At 33.8% G+C, this 17,581-nt stretch carries 13 protein-coding genes; 9 read left to right on the top strand and 4 right to left on the bottom strand.

The window, feature by feature from the left end:
- Window positions 1–4: 4 nt before the first annotated feature.
- Window positions 5–823, bottom strand: coding sequence for a metallophosphoesterase (locus HMPREF9402_RS06825; RefSeq protein WP_009606906.1), 819 nt, complete (start codon window positions 821–823; stop codon window positions 5–7).
- Window positions 824–1,293: 470 nt separating this feature from the next.
- On the opposite strand from HMPREF9402_RS06825, the gene polA reads away from it, so the two are divergent.
- Window positions 1,294–3,930, top strand: a complete 2,637-nt coding sequence (gene polA, locus HMPREF9402_RS06820) for a DNA polymerase I (RefSeq protein WP_009606914.1) — start codon at window positions 1,294–1,296, stop codon at window positions 3,928–3,930.
- Between the two features lie 921 nt (window positions 3,931–4,851).
- On the opposite strand, the gene HMPREF9402_RS15025 is transcribed toward polA, so the two are convergent.
- Window positions 4,852–5,220 (bottom strand): response regulator, encoded by a 369-nt coding sequence (locus tag HMPREF9402_RS15025; RefSeq protein WP_009606917.1) that lies wholly within the window; start codon window positions 5,218–5,220, stop codon window positions 4,852–4,854.
- A 58-nt stretch (window positions 5,221–5,278) separates the two neighbouring features.
- On the opposite strand from HMPREF9402_RS15025, the gene HMPREF9402_RS06810 reads away from it, so the two are divergent.
- Window positions 5,279–7,993 carry an ABC transporter ATP-binding protein/permease gene (locus tag HMPREF9402_RS06810; RefSeq protein WP_009606903.1) on the top strand — a complete coding sequence of 905 codons (2,715 nt, stop codon included), beginning with the start codon at window positions 5,279–5,281 and terminating at the stop codon, window positions 7,991–7,993.
- A gap of 417 nt (window positions 7,994–8,410) precedes the next feature.
- On the opposite strand, the gene HMPREF9402_RS06805 is transcribed toward HMPREF9402_RS06810, so the two are convergent.
- Complete coding sequence (locus HMPREF9402_RS06805; protein WP_039930885.1) at window positions 8,411–9,514, bottom strand: LPXTG cell wall anchor domain-containing protein; 1,104 nt, start codon at window positions 9,512–9,514, stop codon at window positions 8,411–8,413.
- Between the two features lie 255 nt (window positions 9,515–9,769).
- On the opposite strand from HMPREF9402_RS06805, the gene srtB reads away from it, so the two are divergent.
- The 3 genes from srtB (at window position 9,770) to pepF (ending at window position 13,460) form a co-directional block, all read left to right on the top strand.
- A complete protein-coding gene (gene srtB, locus HMPREF9402_RS06800) occupies window positions 9,770–10,540 on the top strand; it encodes a class B sortase (protein ID WP_009606913.1) in 771 nt (256 codons plus the stop codon).
- 183 nt (window positions 10,541–10,723) lie between these two features.
- Complete coding sequence (locus HMPREF9402_RS06795; protein ID WP_009606905.1) at window positions 10,724–11,248, top strand: NUDIX hydrolase; 525 nt, start codon at window positions 10,724–10,726, stop codon at window positions 11,246–11,248.
- Window positions 11,249–11,660: 412 nt separating this feature from the next.
- Window positions 11,661–13,460, top strand: a complete 1,800-nt coding sequence (gene pepF, locus HMPREF9402_RS06790) for an oligoendopeptidase F (RefSeq protein WP_009606909.1) — start codon at window positions 11,661–11,663, stop codon at window positions 13,458–13,460.
- Between the two features lie 43 nt (window positions 13,461–13,503).
- On the opposite strand, the gene HMPREF9402_RS06785 is transcribed toward pepF, so the two are convergent.
- The gene (locus tag HMPREF9402_RS06785; RefSeq protein ID WP_009606908.1) at window positions 13,504–13,974 is read right to left on the bottom strand and encodes a GNAT family N-acetyltransferase; all 471 of its coding nucleotides are present in this window, start codon (window positions 13,972–13,974) and stop codon (window positions 13,504–13,506) included.
- A gap of 245 nt (window positions 13,975–14,219) precedes the next feature.
- Between HMPREF9402_RS06785 and HMPREF9402_RS06780 the strand changes: the two genes are divergently transcribed.
- Genes HMPREF9402_RS06780 through HMPREF9402_RS06765 form a run of 4 tightly spaced genes read left to right on the top strand, consistent with a single transcriptional unit; the run spans window position 14,220 to window position 17,558 of the window.
- Window positions 14,220–15,650 (top strand): hypothetical protein, encoded by a 1,431-nt coding sequence (locus HMPREF9402_RS06780; protein ID WP_009606915.1) that lies wholly within the window; start codon window positions 14,220–14,222, stop codon window positions 15,648–15,650.
- A 40-nt stretch (window positions 15,651–15,690) separates the two neighbouring features.
- Window positions 15,691–16,524: a DNA-formamidopyrimidine glycosylase gene (gene mutM / locus HMPREF9402_RS06775; RefSeq protein ID WP_006785454.1), complete on the top strand. Its 834-nt coding sequence runs from the start codon at window positions 15,691–15,693 to the stop codon at window positions 16,522–16,524.
- Window positions 16,525–16,538: 14 nt separating this feature from the next.
- Window positions 16,539–17,153, top strand: coding sequence for a dephospho-CoA kinase (gene coaE / locus HMPREF9402_RS06770; protein ID WP_006785455.1), 615 nt, complete (start codon window positions 16,539–16,541; stop codon window positions 17,151–17,153).
- Window positions 17,154–17,192: 39 nt separating this feature from the next.
- On the top strand, window positions 17,193–17,558 hold the full coding sequence (locus HMPREF9402_RS06765) for a hypothetical protein (RefSeq protein ID WP_006785456.1): 366 nt from the start codon (window positions 17,193–17,195) through the stop codon (window positions 17,556–17,558).
- The last annotated feature ends 23 nt before the right edge of the window (window positions 17,559–17,581 follow it).

Here is a 17,581-nt window from a genome sequence, read left to right as displayed (position 1 = left end):
TTTTTTATTGCTCTTTTATGAGTAAAAATGATTGAAGGGTGGGTCTTCTTAAAAGGGCTGCCACCTCATTAGAGCGGTTAAGTCCTTGGTTAACATGTAAAGTTAGACGATCGGCAAAACGGTAAGTGCCGTTATAGAATTGACTACAATAGTTGGGTTGAGTCTTATCATTTGACGTAATGCCTCGGCAGTGGCCAGATAGTTGTAATTCAACCGGATAATCGGTAACAACTGATGCAAGAGTCGGTTCATGAAGTAATAAAATGTTAAAGGTATTAGCATCGCTGTTCTGTGCTAGAAGGGTTTGAAGTGGAGGCGTTGTGGTTAATGAATTAACACCGATTAACGTGATAGATTCGCTTGAACCATTGTATAAAGGTAAGGATTCGTTTTTTAGAACTCTAAAGCCGGCATTCGTTAGAAGGTCGGTTATGGCCTGTTCATTTTCTAAATCATCGTCTCCAAGAACTGCTACTTTTGCTAAAGGGCTCTGGATGTTTGAAAGTAACTTTGAAGCTTCATTACTTAGAGCTGATGAGATAGTTCCCTTTTGAAACAGTCCTCCTGTGAAAATCACGATATCTGGATTTAAACGGTTGATTTCATTCACTGCTTTTTCAAATACGGATAAATCTTCTTCATTCTCAAGTAGTGTATCTCCAAATTGAATGAGGCGGATTCCATCAAAGGTAGTTGGAATATTCGGGTTTTTTATAATCGTTTCATCCACTTTGATCGAAAATTTTAAGATACAAAGCGAGTAGAAGAAAAAGAGTATGATAAGACCTGCGACCGTTAAAACATAGATAGGAAATTTTTTCACGTTTTACTCATCCTTTACCAAAAAATCTAAATATATTTTATTATATCACAGATTAATTCGGTTTGGGAAAATGCATTAAACGTAAAAGAGTAAGTGGATAAGGTGGTAAAAAGCAAACAGTAAGGAAAGGATTCGAATAGTAGCAGAAAATTCACTGTCCTTTTTGATAAAGGTGAAGGTAATTAAGCTAAGGTATCCTAAAATTGGAATCCAATCGAGCATAAATTTAGACGTCTGGATAAGTTGCGAGATGAGGGGTTGATTAGGTTTGAAGGGGAAGGTCAATAATAAGGTGATATTGAATAAGAGGAACAGACTTTGTGAGTTTTTTGTTGTTTTTTCGACCATTTTTAGCACCATCCTTTTAAAAGTATGTTTTAAATATGTATCAGTTTATAAATTGTGTTAAAATAATATTAAAGTATAGTTAATTAGGCGTTCAAATATGCCAAAGATAAGGGTTGATTAGCATGAACACATTAGTTTTAATTGATGGAAATAGTTTAATGTATCGCGCATATTATGCAACGGCATATAGCGGGAATTTAATGAAGACGAGTCAGGGGATTTTTACGAATGCTCTTTATGGATTCGTTAATATGATGAATAAAGTGATGGATGATTATCATCATACGCATATGCTAGTGGCGTTTGATGCAGGTAAAACGACATTTCGTCATGAATTTTTAGAAACGTATAAAGATGGTCGTAAGCCGATGCCAGATGAGATGCGTTCTCAAATTAATTTAATTAAGAAGTATCTTGATTTACTAGGTGTCAAGCGATTAGAGCTACCAACTTATGAAGCAGATGATATTATTGGAACATTGGCTCGTCTTGGAGAGAAAGCCGATTTTGAAAAAATTCATATTATCACAGGAGATAAAGATTTACTTCAAATGGCGGATGAGAAAACGACGGTTCATATTACAAGAAAAGGGGTAACCGATATTGAGTCGTTTACACCAGAAGCGGTGTTTGAAAAATATGAATTATCACCAAGCCAAATTGTTGACTTAAAAGGTTTAATGGGCGATCCATCAGATAATTTACCAGGAATCCCAGGTGTTGGGGAAAAGACAGCAATTAAATTATTAAAAGAGTATCAAACAGTTGAAAATTTAGTTGCTAATACGGCTTCTTTAAAAGGGAAGATGAAAGAGAAAGTAGAGGCGAATGTTGAGCAAGCTTTGCTTTGCAAACGAATGGCGACCATTCATACGGATGTGCCGCTTTCTGTGACTTTTGATGATTTATTATATCAAGGACCTGACGTAGCGGGTTTAATTGAATTGTTTAAAGAAATGGAGTTTAATGCTTTCCTAAAAAAAATGAAACTGCAAGAGGTGAAGGATGAAACACCTAAAGCTCCTGTTGCAATCATCGGAAGTTTAGAAGAATTAAACACTAAAATCTTTAAGCATAGTGCGATTCATGTTGAGATTTTTGAAGAGAACTATCATCATGCTAATATTTTAGGGATTGCGGTTGTAAATGATGAAGAGTCTTATTATGTCCCATTTGAATTAGCGAAGCAGTCTGAGGCCTTTATGACATTCTTAGCAGATGAAAAGATTGCAAAAGATATCTTTGATTTAAAACGTTCACGAGTTGCCCTGATGTGGCAAGGATTTGATTTACGTGGGGTGGCATTTGATTTATTACTCGCAACGTATATTATTAATCCGACGAATGTCAGCAATGAGTTTAAAAAAGTGGCGATGAGTTATGACTACGATGATGTGTTGTACGATGAAGAGGTTTATGGTAAAGGGGCTAAGCGTGCTATTGCAGAAGAGAGTCAAATTGCCCGTCACTCGATTGATATTGCGACTGCCGTTTTGAAGTTAAAGGAGACGGCGCTTGAACAGTTGAAAGAACAAGATCAGTTAACGTTATATGAAGAGATGGAAATGCCACTGGCAGATGTGTTGGCTGAGATGGAATTTAACGGAATGGCTCTGGATTTAAAGACACTTGATGAGATGGGGCAAGATTTAAAAGGACGCATCACGGCGCTTGAAAATGAGATTTATGAACATGCTGGAATGTCATTTAACATTAACTCACCTAAGCAATTAGGAGAGGTTTTATTTGATAAATTATCCTTACCAGTTATTAAGAAAACGAAAACAGGATATTCAACAAATGCCGATGTATTAGAGAAATTAAGTGATGCCCATCCAATCATTAAATCGATTATGGAGTACCGTACGTTAACCAAACTTTATTCAACTTACATCGAGGGTTTAAAGAAAGCATGCTACAGTGATGGAAAAGTTCATACGATTTTTAATCAAGCTTTAACTCAAACAGGACGTTTATCATCGATTGAACCCAACCTACAAAATATTCCGATTCGCTTAGAAGAAGGGCGTTTAATTCGTAAGGCCTTTGTCCCAAGTGAAGAAGGTTGGGTTATTTTAGGAGCGGACTACTCACAAATCGAACTTCGTATTTTAGCTCATATTTCAAATACGGAGTCATTAATCGAAGCCTTTAAAGAAGGTGAAGATATTCATAAAAAAACAGCAATGGATGTGTTCAAAGTATCTGAGGAAGAAATGACATCAGACTTACGACGTTCAGCTAAGGCAATTAATTTCGGAATTATTTATGGAATGAGTGCCTTCGGATTATCTGAAAATTTAAATATTACGCAAAAAGAAGCGAAAAAATATATTGATCATTACTTAAAGACTTATTCAGGAATCAATCAGTATATGGAAGATACCGTGAAAGATGCAAAATTCCATGGTTATGCAACGACTTTATTTAATCGTCGTCGTTATATCCCTGAATTAAGTCAGAAAAATTATGCACTTCGTCAGTTTGGAGAACGTACTGCAATGAATGCACCAATCCAGGGAACAGCAGCCGATATTATCAAAAAAGCCATGATTGACGTCGCAAATGCCATGAAAGAAAAACAAGTTAAATCTCGTTTATTACTTCAAGTGCACGATGAATTAATCTTCGAAGTTCCACAAGAAGAGTTAGATTTAATGATCGAACTTGTAACCAAAACAATGGAAGACGTTGTAAAGCTTCAGGTGCCATTAAAAGCAGACTACTCATACGGACCAACATGGTACGACGCGAAGTAACCCTGAGTAAAATCTTTCTAAATCTCGAATTTTCGAGATTAGAAAGATTAAATACCCAGGATAAGATAGTCTAACGCTTCATACTTCAGCGAGAATATCTAAAAGGCTGAGATAACCGCTTTGACTCTTGAAAACCCCTAAAGGGATAAGAATATCTAAAGTTTCACTAGAAGTTCAACTAGATATTCTAAAATGCAAGGGAGTAGCCTGTGTTTCTTTTTTTGAAACATGGGATGCTCCCGATTTTTTAGATGAACTGATTTCTAAAAGAAATCTAGAGAATCTTATGTATTTGCTCTCAAGAGTCAGGTTATCGAAGATAGATTGTATTCCAGTTACTGTGACTGTAGGGTATGAAGTATAGTGAGTTGACGTCTACCTCACTCCTCTGCTTTTTAGGAGTAGTGTAGACGAAACTTTATGGTTTCCCTACACCACGTAGCGTAACTCGTGGTTTTCTATCGCTAGTAGGGCGAGCATTTGGTCTTCGAAACTCAACTGAGGTCCAGTTACTGAGTCTGTGGGGTGTGAGGTTCACGTGTTTAAATCACAAAGTACTATGACTTAGACTTTTAGTTATGAATCATTTATAAGATTTGTAATTCGTTTCCTATAAAAAGATGAATAATAGTTAAATCTGTGTTACTAAGTGTTAGACATTGGTTTATGATATAAAATAAAAAAACTTCTTTAATTTCAGAATTGATTTCTGGTGTAGAGAAGTTTTTTTATAAGTTAGGGTGGAGATGGAGGGAGCGGTTAGTATCCACGTCCGAAAGAAATTCGAAATACCTATTATCTCTAAATAACTGAAAACATCAAAGAAAGTCGCATATCTTTTAATACTTTTTTTACTTTATTCATATTTTAATACTACTTTATAACTAATTCCTTATCGTGAAATAGTTAACGCATTCTAATCTAAAGTGATTTTCCAATATGTAACTTGTGTTTATTGATAATCTGAGAATGACACAAAAGTGCCCTCATACGAAGAAGTATCTCCTCTTTGTTAACAGATTTCACCATATAATCATAGGTATCTACTAGGAATCCTTTACATGTTTCTTCGAGTAATTGTTTAGCTGTAAATATTAGAATCACTATATTATTCTGACAGTTACGTAGATACTCTGTAAATTCATAGCCATCCATTTTAGGCATCATCACATCTAATATAATTAAAGCAATGTGTTGTTTATCTATATCCAAATTATTATATTTCAAAAGATTAAGTGAAAATTTAAATGTATTAGAAAAAAAGCATAAATAAATTCCTAAAATTAACATTCAGTTTATAAAAGCATTGTAAAATATGATGACAAGGAAACAAAGGGGGAGAATAAAGATGCTTCAAATTGAAAAAATCCATAAAAAGTACATAACTGGAGATTTAGTGCAAACAGCTCTTAATGACGTAAGTTTAAATCTTCGTGACAATGAGCTTGTTGCTATTCTTGGACCTAGTGGTTCGGGGAAAACTACCTTACTTAATATCATTGGTGGTCTAGATCATTATGATAGCGGTGACCTAATTATTAATGGAATTTCGACTAAAAGATATACAGATAGAGATTGGGATTCTTATAGAAACCATACAATCGGCTTTGTGTTTCAAAGCTATAACTTAATACCTCATCAGACGGTACTTTCAAATGTTGAACTTGCACTTACTATTTCTGGGGTTTCAAAGTCAGAACGTAAAAAACGTGCAATAGAAGCTTTAGAAAAAGTTGGATTAGGTAATCAACTTCATAAAAAACCTAATCAAATGTCTGGTGGACAAATGCAGCGTGTGGCTATAGCTCGTGCATTAATTAATGACCCAGATATTTTACTTGCTGATGAACCTACGGGTGCACTTGATTCTGAAACTAGTGTTCAAGTGATGGAACTTCTAAAAGAAGTAGCAAAAGATAGACTGGTTGTTATGGTTACACATAATCCTGAGCTTGCAGAAGAGTATGCTACTCGTATCGTAAAAGTGCGTGATGGAAAAATTATAGATGACTCTAATCCATATCAGGTAGATGCTTCACAACTTGGGCAAGCAAGACATGAAAATATGGGTAAATCTTCAATGTCATTTTCGACATCGCTTTTATTGTCTTTCAATAATTTAAAAAGTAAAAAAGGAAGAACATTATTAACAGCTTTTGCGGGCTCTATTGGAATTATAGGGATTGCATTAATTCTATCGATTTCTAATGGAGTTAATACTTATATTTCTGATATTCAAAAAAGTACAATGTCTTCTTATCCTATATCCATTCAATCTCAGTCTATAGATTTAAGTAGCATTATGTCATCAGGACAAGAGAATATGAAGAAACTGAAAAGCGGTGAGGTTGACCATGATTTAGATGCAGTTTATTCAAATGGTACAGAACTTGAAATGGCATCTAAGATGACGACAAGTATTACCGAAAATAATCTAACAGAATTTAAAAAGTACTTAGATGATACAGAAAATGAAATTCACCAGTATATTGGTGAAAACGGAATTGTGTATTCTTACGATACAAAATTCGATGTATATACTTATGACTCAGAGGATACTCTTGTAAATACAGATGGTAGTACATTAGAGGGGAGTCAATCTTCTGCTTCAGTCAGCTCTCCAATGATGGCAGCTATGAGTTCAAGTAGTTCTAATCATTTTGAAGAGTTATTACCAGGTACTGAAGATGAGTTAATCAGTTCAACTATTACAGATAGCTATGATGTTTTATATGGTTCATGGCCGAGCAAATACAATGAGCTTGTTATAGTGCTTAACCATAATAATGAGATTTCTGCCACAACTCTTTATAAACTTGGACTTCTTCCTTCTTCTGAATATAATGAATTAATATCGAAGATAGAAGACGGAGAAACAGTTACTTTAGATACACAAAAACTAAGTTATGAAGATATTATAGCTCAAACATTTTATATGATCCCTAGTTGTGATTTATATGTAGAAAATGATAATGGTACTTTCGATTATATTGGAGACGATAACTCAGAGATAAAAAATCTACTTGAAGATGCAGTTGAGTTAAAAGTGGTAGGTATTATTCGTCCTAAAGAAGATACAGAAACTGTTTTAATTAGCAATACTGTAGGTTATACAAAAGCATTAACAGATTATATCATTGATTATACAAATAACAGTGAGGTTGTAAAAGGACAGGAAGCTAGTAAGAATCTAAATGTATTAAATGGTATGGAATTTTCGCCTAGTGATGATGTAGATAAAGTCAAAGATGCAAAAACTTATATCGATCATTTAGGAGTTAGTGAAAAAGCTAATCTTGCTAAACAGATTTTACAATACACTTATTCAGATAATCCAACTGCAACATCTCAAATGATGTCAATGAATGAAACACAACTTGCAGCGGCACTAGATGAAAATTTAGATGATGAGGCACTTCTTTCGATTTATGATCATTATATATCTACTGGAACTTATGATGATAATATGAAAACTTTTGGTGTTGTAAGTTTAGATGCACCATCTAGTATCAACATATATTGTGATAGTTTTGAGGACAAAGATGTTATAGCTGATTATATTGGGAAATACAACGAATTGGTTGATGAGGAAACTCAAATTACTTATACAGATTATGTAGGACTTTTAATGTCTTCTGTAACAACAATTATAAATGTAATTTCATATGTATTAATTGCTTTCGTTGCAGTTTCCTTAATAGTATCTTCAATAATGATTGGAATTATCACTTATATTTCAGTTATGGAACGTACTAAAGAAATCGGAATACTTCGTGCAATTGGGGCCTCAAAACATAATATTTCTCAAGTGTTTAATGCAGAAACATTTATAATCGGTATATGTTCAGGAACAATTGGAATTGGAATTACGCTGTTACTTCTAATACCAGCAAATTCTATCATTCACACTTTAACGGGTACAGATACTGTTAATGCCTCATTACCTTTTAGTAGTGCACTTCTTCTTATTGCTTTAAGTATCATACTAACTTTAATGGGGGGGGTCATCCCTGCCAAAAAAGCAGCAAGGAAAGATCCAGTAACTGCTTTAAGAACAGAATAAAATATTAGAAAATTAGGAAGGAAGCTGCGAAGAAGATATATATAGTGACTATATTTACCGCAACACTTTTATGTTATTAAAAGAAAAAGGATATTTATAAGTGATGCTGACGTTAGAGAAATTTTCAGGATTAGATTCAACGGAAATTAATGATGTGAAAATATTTCAATAAATGTTAGGATAATACTCTTATTTAAAGAAGGGTTAGGTGTTTATATATCAAGATTAATACGTATTTCTAGGGGGGATCTATAATGGGAATCTGGAATATATAATGAAGCATGAGGTTCAATTATTTAGAGAGGTTTTTTATAGATGTGAAAGGAAATCATCTATTGAAGATAAAAGTAATATAAAGTAGGATCAATAAAAAGGCGAGAAGATGAAATCTTTTCTCGCCTTTTTTGATGAATATTATTATTTAGCTACTGTTTTTTTAGGTGTCGTTTTTTTGAAATATAATAGACCGATAGTAGAGATGAGGGCCATTCCAATCATAAGAGATAGATTAGTCTCATCTCCTGTATCAGGCATATCTGTTTCTGGAGTGATTGGTTTTTCTATTTTGATCACATTTCCTTGATCATCTAATTGATAGTCATATTTTTCTGATGCGATTAAGTTTCCTAAATCCATCCCTCGATCATCAAGTTTAACGGTTTTAAAGTTTAATTCAGAAGACTGATCGACTTGAATTTTTCCTGAATTTTTAAATCTGATGTCGCCTTCAACGGAATGGCTCAAATCAACGACAGAATTATTCTTAATATTTATGTTTGTTCCATCAACTGTTAAAGCACGTCCTAGGCTTTCGGTAATTGTAAGTTTGGAATGGTCGATGGTTAAATCTAGCCCTTCAGCCGTTGTATTGATCCCATTGCTTAACCCCTTCATGTTGACAGTAGAATCTTTTATATTGATTGTTCCATCTAAAAATCCACGTGCAGTATTTTGAAAGTTTAAAGTAGAGTCAGTGATGTTAATTTTTCCATTTTTTCCGGCATTCGTTTTTATCACTCCTCCTGATAAACTTTTTTCATTTTTGGCATTTAAAACAGAATTGTTTTCGATATTTAAGGTACTGTCATTGTAGACATAAATTAAAGCATAGGGTGAAGTATAGTTACTTGCCTGTAGCGTTACTTGATTGAGTGTTAAGTTAGCACTGCTTCCATAATCACCTACTCCTAAGATACAATCTGCATGACCTTTGATTTTATCTAGAATCATTGTTCCATTTTTAAAGGTTACATTTGCGCCATTAGTCAAATAATTTGAATCTTTTGTGAGAGTTAAAGTATGGCCATTTAAATTAATCGTATAATTAGTTCCATTTATTTTTAATGCATCAGAAAGTGCCACATTATCACTTAAAGTAATGTCCCCTTGGGAATTACTTTTAGCTAAAAATTCTGAGCTTGTCATATTTCCCTCTACCGATCCATTTGCAAATACTATCATGGTCGATATCATGAACACTGTCAAGATAGTTAGAAAATTTGTTAATAAGTGTTTTTTCATTTTTTTACGTTTCTCCTTCTCTAATAGTTGTGATTTTATTGTGTTTTAAATAAATCTTATTTACTCAACTATATTTACCTACATACTAAAAGTTATTACTTTTTTTCGATAATTTTTAACATTGTTCATAAATAACTTCCTTAACAATCCTGTTATAAAATGCATAATGTAGTCATCATTCATTGATAATTTAATATATAGAATTCATAAAATGTCTATTATTTATAGTAAATGTAAAAGGAGGGGGGGATTGTTTTGAAAAAAAATATAAGGGTAGTTGTTAAGTTAATTCTGATTTGGATGTTATGCTTCTCTTCTTCTGCTATTTTAATTAAATTAACGGCGTACAAAAAAGCAGATAATGTATATGAAAATATTAGAGAAATGACTAAAGCGACGACAGATACGCCCCCTATTGAAGAGACTGAAGCTAATGAAGAGAATAAAGAAGTAGATCAGTCGATTGTAGATGATAAATATGATAAACTTTCTTCTATCAATTCGGACTATAGATTTTGGTTACACGTCGACAACACTAATATTGATTACCCGGTGGTTCAGAGTCAAGATAATCAATATTATCTAAAACATGATTTTAATAAAAATTATCTAGCTTCCGGTAGTATATTTATGGATTATCGAAATAAATTTGAAGAAGATCACAGTATTATTCTATATGGTCATGATATGAAAAATAAATCAATGTTTGGAGAAGTCGCTAATTTTAAAAAGGAAGATTTTTTTAATGAAAATAACCTGATTAGAGTTGAATATAAAGGGATGACCTATATTTATGAAGTTTTTTCGGCCTATGTAGCAGATTTTTATCATGGGGATTATCTGAAAATTCATTTTGAAGATGAAAAAGATAAACAAGCGTATCTAAACTATATAAAAGATCGATCGTTATATCAAAAACAGATTGAATTAAACGCGAATGATCAGATTATGACGCTGTATACTTGTAGTTATGAGTTTGAAAATGCTCGTACAATCGTTCATAGTAAATTAATATCTAAGGAATAAAGGATAGGGGTTATATTTTATCTAAAACGATATCGTTGTATTGAGAGAGATGAGATAAGATTGTGAGCAGCGAAGGTTATTTTTTAATGGAATAAAATCCCAATCTATATTATGATGAGCATATCTATCGAAGATTTATTATACAGTAGAGGGTCAAGAGACATTGGTTCTTAAAAGGAGATGGTGATTATAGAGATTTGGGATTTATATACGCAAGATAGAATTAAAACGGATAAAACGATGATCAGAGGTGAAAAAATCATTCCAGGACTTTATCGATTAGTCGTCCATGTCTGTATTTTTAATTCTCAAGGTGAAATGTTGATTCAACAAAGACAGCCTTTTAAAAGTGGTTGGTCAAATAGGTGGGATGTGACAGTTGGGGGCAGTGCTATTTCTGGTGATACGAGTCAATCAGCAGCAGAACGTGAAGTTTATGAAGAGATTGGATATCGGTTATCACTTGATGGGATTAGACCTGCTCTAACGATTAATTTTGATGATGGATTTGATGATTTTTATTTGATTCAACAAGATTTAGAAATTGATGCACTAAAACTGCAATACGAGGAAGTTCAGAGCGTTAAATGGGCGTCAAGGGATGAAATCTTAAAGATGATTCAGGAAGAAATTTTTATTCCGTATCAGCCATCGTTAATTGACTTACTATTTTTTATGAGAGATAAAAAAGGGGCTCATACGAGGTAAAGCATTGGTCATCAATGCTATCAAATTTTAAAATCTATGATATCCATGCGATGACAGAAGCGGGATTATCAAAGGAGGGATTATTAAAAAAGTTAACCTATGATTGTTTAGGTAGGTTATAGAATGAAGTTTTTAGTCCCTGAACAATCTATCTCAAATATTCAACAATCTAAACTTTTTCTTTGGATGTGTAGTGATTTAAATTAGGTTACGGACGAGGAATTAATTTCACGTTTAGAGAAGCATGATATTTAAGAATTTAGAGGGTTATCCCCTCTTAGTAAAATGGATACTTGCTTCGATTCCCTGAGACAGTCACCGCATAAAAAAATAACCGGATGATGAATTATCAGTGGTTAAATGTAGTAAAATGAAAGTATGATGAATTGATATTGATAAAAAGGAGACATTTATGAGTCAGACAATGGGTTTAAAATCACGAAATGAAATTGAAGAAGAATCGAAGTGGAAAATTGACAAAGTTTATGCAAGTACAGAGGCTTGGGAAAAAGATTTTCAAGCAGTAAAAGAAAAAGCGCCGAAATTAAAAGAATTCCAAGGACGTCTTGGAAATATCACTGATTTAAAGGAATACTTAAAGGTAGAAGAAGAGTTATCACGTGTATTAGAAAAGTTATATGTGTTCGCGCATATGAAGAGTCATGAAGATACCTCAAACTCAGAGTTTCAAACATTAGTGAATAAAATCGATCCGTTTATGGCACAGTTTTCAAGTTACAATGCGTTCTTTACGCCGGAGATTTTATCGCTTGAAGATGGAACAATTGAAAAGATGTTAGAAAGCGATGACGAATTAAAAGTGTATGACACGTTCTTCAAAGTGTTATTAAAAGAAAAACCACATATTCTATCTAAAGAAATGGAAGAATTATTAGCATCAGCATCTGATTGTTTAGGGGCTTCTGAAAGTATTTATACGATGCTAACGAATGCGGATATGACGTTTGGAACGATTAAAGGTGAAAAGGGTCAGGACATTGAATTAACAGAAGGAAACTACAGTTCGTTAATCAAAAGTAAAGATCGTCGTGTCAGAGAAGATGCGTTCAAATTATTATTTAACACGTATAAAAAATATGAAAATACCATTGCAACAAGCTTAACAAGCTCATTAAAAACATTTATTTTCTATGCGAAAACAAGAAAATATGCGTCTTCATTAGAAGCTTCATTAAAACCAAATGATATTCCAGTTGAAGTTTATAAAAATGCGATTCAAACCATCAATAACAACTTAAAATCTCTTCACCGCTATGTTGGTTTAAAGAAAAAGTTATTAGGATTAGATGAAATTCATATGTACGATTTATATGTGTCTGTCATCGATATCCCAAAACAACATATCGAGTATAGCGATGCTATTGAAATGGTGAAAGAAGGATTAAAACCACTGGGTCAAGAATATTTAGACATCTTTGATGAAGGAATCAAAGACGGATGGGTTGACGTTTACGAAAATAAAGGTAAAAAAAGTGGGGCTTACTCATGGGGAAGCTATGACACGATGCCTTATGTGTTATTAAATTATAACTATGAGTTAAATGATGTTTCAACACTGGCTCATGAAATGGGACATTCGATTCATTCTTACTATACAAGAAAAGAACAACCATACGTTTACGGAAACTACACCCTGTTCTGTGCGGAAGTGGCATCTACCACGAATGAGATTCTTCTAATCAATGACCTCATTAATAAAGAACAGGACAAAAATAAAAAATTGTATCTGATTAATCAGGAGCTTGAACAAATTAGAGCAACGGTGTATCGCCAATTAATGTTTGCAGAGTTTGAGTTAATCACGCATGAAACGTTAGAAAATGGTGGTGCGTTAACGTCAGACGACTTCGATAACATCTGGTATGATTTAAATAAAAAATATTTCGGACCTGAGATGATTGTAGACGAAGAGATTAAGTCGGAGTGGGAACGAATTCCTCACTTCTACAGTGATTTCTATGTTTACCAATATGCCACAGGGTACGCGGCGGCATCGGCTTTCGCTAAATCGATTTTAGAAAACGGGGAAGCAGCCGTTGAGAAATATAAAGGATTCCTAAAAGCAGGAGGTTCTTTATATCCAATCGATACCTTAAAAAATGCAGGTGTTGATATGACGACCTCAATGCCATTAGAGGCAACGATTGAACGCTTCAATGAATTACTTGATATGTTAGAAGAATTAATCTAAAAAAAAGGAGAATGAAAACAGAAGTTTTCGTTCTCCTTTTTACTTATTTTAACGGCAATTCTAATCGTCTGTTTCTCGTACTCATGCCCATTTTTTCATAAAAAGCTATAGCTGGTTCATTAAACTCCCAAACCGTCAGTTGTAAAGAGGTAGCACCTTGTTCTTTGGCATATTCTTTTAAGTAATCAAAAAGTTGTGCACCATAGCCTTGATGTTGGTAAGAAGATGAGATACAAAAATCATCAATGTAGGCGATTGTTGATGGCTTCATGATGGTGAGTGAACGTGTTTTAAGGAGGTTGATGATACCGTATCCGATGAGGTTTTGATTAGAATTTTCGATGACGAAAAGATTTGAGGTTGGTTCTTCAAGTAACTGAAGAAAAGAATCGTATGAAAATGGTTGTTTTAGATCCAAATAGACATCTGGTCGATTTAGGACGTGAAGTTGATGAACTTCTGAAACTAGTTTTGAGATTTGATTGTAGTCATTTAAAGAAGCCTTGCGAATCATAATATCCCCCCGTTTTTGATAGTAGATTTATTTTAATCTATTTTACTCATTTAGGGAAGCGTGATAGTTGATGATGGAGATATTTCTTTAGCGCCTTAAAATTGAGTTTCTTTTAGGCGTTAGAGGTTGTGAAAATCTTTTTTTAGTCAGCGTTTTTCTTTGTGAAAAATTCGAATAAATGATAGGTGATAGGCGCTTTCTGTGTTAAAATGGTAATAAAAGCAAGTTTCGTTGGGGTGGACGTTATGGGGGGATTAAAGCAGTTAAAAAATTATTGGTTCTTTTCATTAAAAATTGTTATTGTTATGGTTGTAGCATTGATTATATGGGGGGCCATGATTTATAATCGACATGTTATCCTGTATGAAAAACAGTTGAATATCTTAGTTAATTATATTTATGATGAAGTATCGCCAGATGATGTGACTTCGGTTTATCAGCGATTTATTAATTTAGATAGTGACTATGGACAACGAATTAAAAAGGATTTAGGAGATTCTTTGATTAGTCGTTATCAATATTATGCGAATTTATATATGCTTCGAAAAATTGAGTACGAAGAGTATTTGCAGTATGAGCAAATTATTGAACCGTTATTTTTCTCGAGTTCTAAAGTAATTGAAACAATTGATGAAGTATCGAAGTATTATCAATCACAAAGAGCTTATATTAAAGGTGTGAATTTGCAACAACAGGGATTCATTGAAGAGGCGATTGAAGCTTATGGTCAAGTGATGTTTAATGATCAGTCTTATTATGAATTGGCTAAAGGTAGAATCATGCAATGTGTTCAATTGATTAAAGAACAATATTTGGCGGAAGCAAATGAATTTTATGAACAAAAAAATTATGTTGAGGCAATTAAACGATTGAATTATTTGATTGATAATGAAAATGACGAGGGTATCACGTCGCTAAGATGGTATTATCAATCGGAGTTTTATTTAGAGGTCATGAAGGAAATCGAGGAATTGATTGAGAATAATCAACTGGGATTTGTTATTAACTTTTTACAAGAGATTGAGCCGTATTTAGGAAGTAGTTATGAAGAGACACTTCATTTGAAGCTATCTGAAGTAACACTTCAGCGAGCTCAACGACGAGATAAGGCACTCGGTAAATATGCGGGGAAAATTCAAGTCTTAGTGAATACAGAAAGTAATCAGCAAGTGATTACCTATAATCAGCTGGCACTTCAATCATCGACCGCTTTTAATCCCGTTAACTTAGCCACTTATGCTTTTACAAATATAAAAAAAGGAACGGCTGAGGGTGTAGATAAGTCAATGGTTGAACAAAATATTAATGTGATGCCTTATATCGTGGCAAATAGTGATATTACAAGTGCGACGATGCCTGTTGTATTTGGATATTATGGTCAGACGATGAATGATTTTGATTTGATTGAGCTTCGTCAAAATGGAGAGGCAATCGTTTCGTTTGAAATGGATCCGTCTGAAAAGCGTCAAGTTTGGATTGAAGATGAAGTTATCGAATGGATTACGATTGAATTAAGTCAAGAGGAAGTCGAGCAGGTGCAACAATTGATTTTACAGACATCGGATTTAGAGATTGTTTTTAAAGGCAAATACTTAGATTATCAAGCACCGATTTCAACGCTTGAGCGTGACTTGTTAATCATGATGTTTGAGATTTACCAATCCATTGTGAAGTAAACAACATGAAAATGACATGAAAAAGGATGGACTAATTGCTATGCCAGAATTACCAGAAGTTGAAACAGTTAAAAATGTGTTAAATAGCCAGATTAAAGGCTTAAGAATAAAAGAGATTGAGTTACGATACGAACCGATGGTTAAAAATATGAGTGCAGATGTTTTTAAAGAAAAGCTAACGAATCAAGTGATAGAAGAGATTAGTCGTCGCGGAAAGTATTTAGTTTTTCATTTTCAAGATTATCAACTCCTTTCGCATCTTCGTATGGAAGGTAAGTACTTTTATGAGGCAGATGATTTTGAATTAAACAAGCATATTCATGCTATCTTTAAACTCGATAATGGACGTCAGTTACTTTATCAAGATACGCGTAAATTTGGGACGTTTCATTTATATGAAAAAGGTCAAGATTTAGAAGAAACCTCTGCTTTTAAAGTGCTTGGGGTGGAACCTTTTTCAGATGAGTTTACCCCAGCGTATGTTAAAGGAAAAATAAAAGGGAAAAAGAAACCGATTAAGTCATTATTACTAGATCAAAGTGTAGTTTGTGGACTGGGTAATATTTATGTAGATGAGGTGTTATTTAGGGCAAAGATTCATCCTTTAACCCCAAGCTATGAATTATCCGACAACGAGATTGAAAATGTGGTAAAATATACAGTAGAGGTGTTAGCAAAAGCCATCTCATTAGGTGGGACAACCATTCGAACCTTTACATCCACACATGGTGTATCAGGAACGTTTCAAGAAGAGTTGTTAGTTCATCAACGATTGGGTGAAGTGTGTAAAATCTGTGAAACCCCTATTGAGAAAATTAAGGTTGGTGGACGTGGAACTTACTTTTGTCCAACATGCCAAATAATTAAGTCTTAAGGGGGATTGTATCCATGTTAGTAGTTGGATTAACGGGTGGAATTTCATCAGGAAAAAGTACGGTCACTCAGTTGTTTTTAGACAAGGGTGTGACGGTTTTAGATGCTGATTTAATTGTCAGACAGATGCAACAACCAAATACGGTACTTCTAAAAAGATTAGCAGATGTATTTGGACAGGATATTATTTTAGCGGATGGGAACCTAGACCGCGGGGGGCTAGGGCGTTTAATTTTTCAAGATAAGGCTGCAAAAGCAAAATTAGATGAAATTATGAAACCCTTAATCCGTGAAAAGTTAGTAGAAGGGATTGAACTCGCGAAAAAAGCTAATGAATCGATGGTGGTTCTCGATATGCCACTTTTATATGAGTTTGAGTTTGAATCACTGACGGATGTGACGATTGTCGTTTATGTCAGTCAGGAAACGCAAATTAAACGACTGATGGCAAGAGACCAAATCGAGGAGGCCTATGCGCTCGCCAAGATTAATTCTCAGATGTCACTGGATAAAAAACGTGATCTTGCGAACTTCGTTTTAGTTAACGAAGGTAAAGTCAGTGAGTTACGAACTCAGTTTGAGACACTGTATCATCAGTTATGCTGCTGTCTTAAACATAGTCATAATTAATATAGTGGAAAAGTATAGGAATTAAGGGAGGAACTAGAAATGGGATTTATGGACTTATTTAAAACACACTACGAATCAGGTGAAAAAACGACGGATGAGGCGTTAATGACTCATTACTATAAAGCAAAGTATCAACCAACGAAAGCAGCGATTATTGAGGTTGCTAAATCATTAAACTTTGAGGTAAAATTTGAAGATGATGATCGTCAAGAATTAATGCTTAAGCGTAAAGATGCTGAAGTGATTGTGACGATTGTTAAAATTACGCCGATTGAATCAGCGGTTGATTTTACGATTAATACGCCTGGTCTCATTACATTTGGAAAAGGTAAAAAACTGATTCAAGAATTCTATAAAGAATTAGATAAAAAAATTATGTTTAAAGGATTAGCTTTAAACCGATAATAGATTGATTAATCCCTATTTTT

It is taken from the genome of Turicibacter sp. HGF1 (assembly GCF_000191865.1).
Classification (GTDB): domain Bacteria; phylum Bacillota_I; class Bacilli_A; order MOL361; family Turicibacteraceae; genus Turicibacter; species Turicibacter sanguinis.
The sequence above is the reverse complement of the archived record's forward strand: the minus strand, read 5'-3'. Positions and strand labels throughout refer to the sequence as shown.

What these genes read in the sequence shown, in the direction of transcription:
- polA (WP_009606914.1), top strand. Translation starts at nt 1,294, where the DNA reads ATGAACACATTAGTTTTAATTGATGGAAATAGTTTAATGTATCGCGCA.
- HMPREF9402_RS15025 (WP_009606917.1), bottom strand. Translation starts at nt 5,220, where the DNA reads ATGTTAATTTTAGGAATTTATTTATGCTTTTTTTCTAATACATTTAAA.
- HMPREF9402_RS06810 (WP_009606903.1), top strand. Translation starts at nt 5,279, where the DNA reads ATGCTTCAAATTGAAAAAATCCATAAAAAGTACATAACTGGAGATTTA.
- HMPREF9402_RS06805 (WP_039930885.1), bottom strand. Translation starts at nt 9,514, where the DNA reads ATGAAAAAACACTTATTAACAAATTTTCTAACTATCTTGACAGTGTTC.
- pepF (WP_009606909.1), top strand. Translation starts at nt 11,661, where the DNA reads ATGAGTCAGACAATGGGTTTAAAATCACGAAATGAAATTGAAGAAGAA.
- HMPREF9402_RS06785 (WP_009606908.1), bottom strand. Translation starts at nt 13,974, where the DNA reads ATGATTCGCAAGGCTTCTTTAAATGACTACAATCAAATCTCAAAACTA.
- HMPREF9402_RS06780 (WP_009606915.1), top strand. Translation starts at nt 14,220, where the DNA reads ATGGGGGGATTAAAGCAGTTAAAAAATTATTGGTTCTTTTCATTAAAA.
- mutM (WP_006785454.1), top strand. Translation starts at nt 15,691, where the DNA reads ATGCCAGAATTACCAGAAGTTGAAACAGTTAAAAATGTGTTAAATAGC.
- coaE (WP_006785455.1), top strand. Translation starts at nt 16,539, where the DNA reads ATGTTAGTAGTTGGATTAACGGGTGGAATTTCATCAGGAAAAAGTACG.
- HMPREF9402_RS06765 (WP_006785456.1), top strand. Translation starts at nt 17,193, where the DNA reads ATGGGATTTATGGACTTATTTAAAACACACTACGAATCAGGTGAAAAA.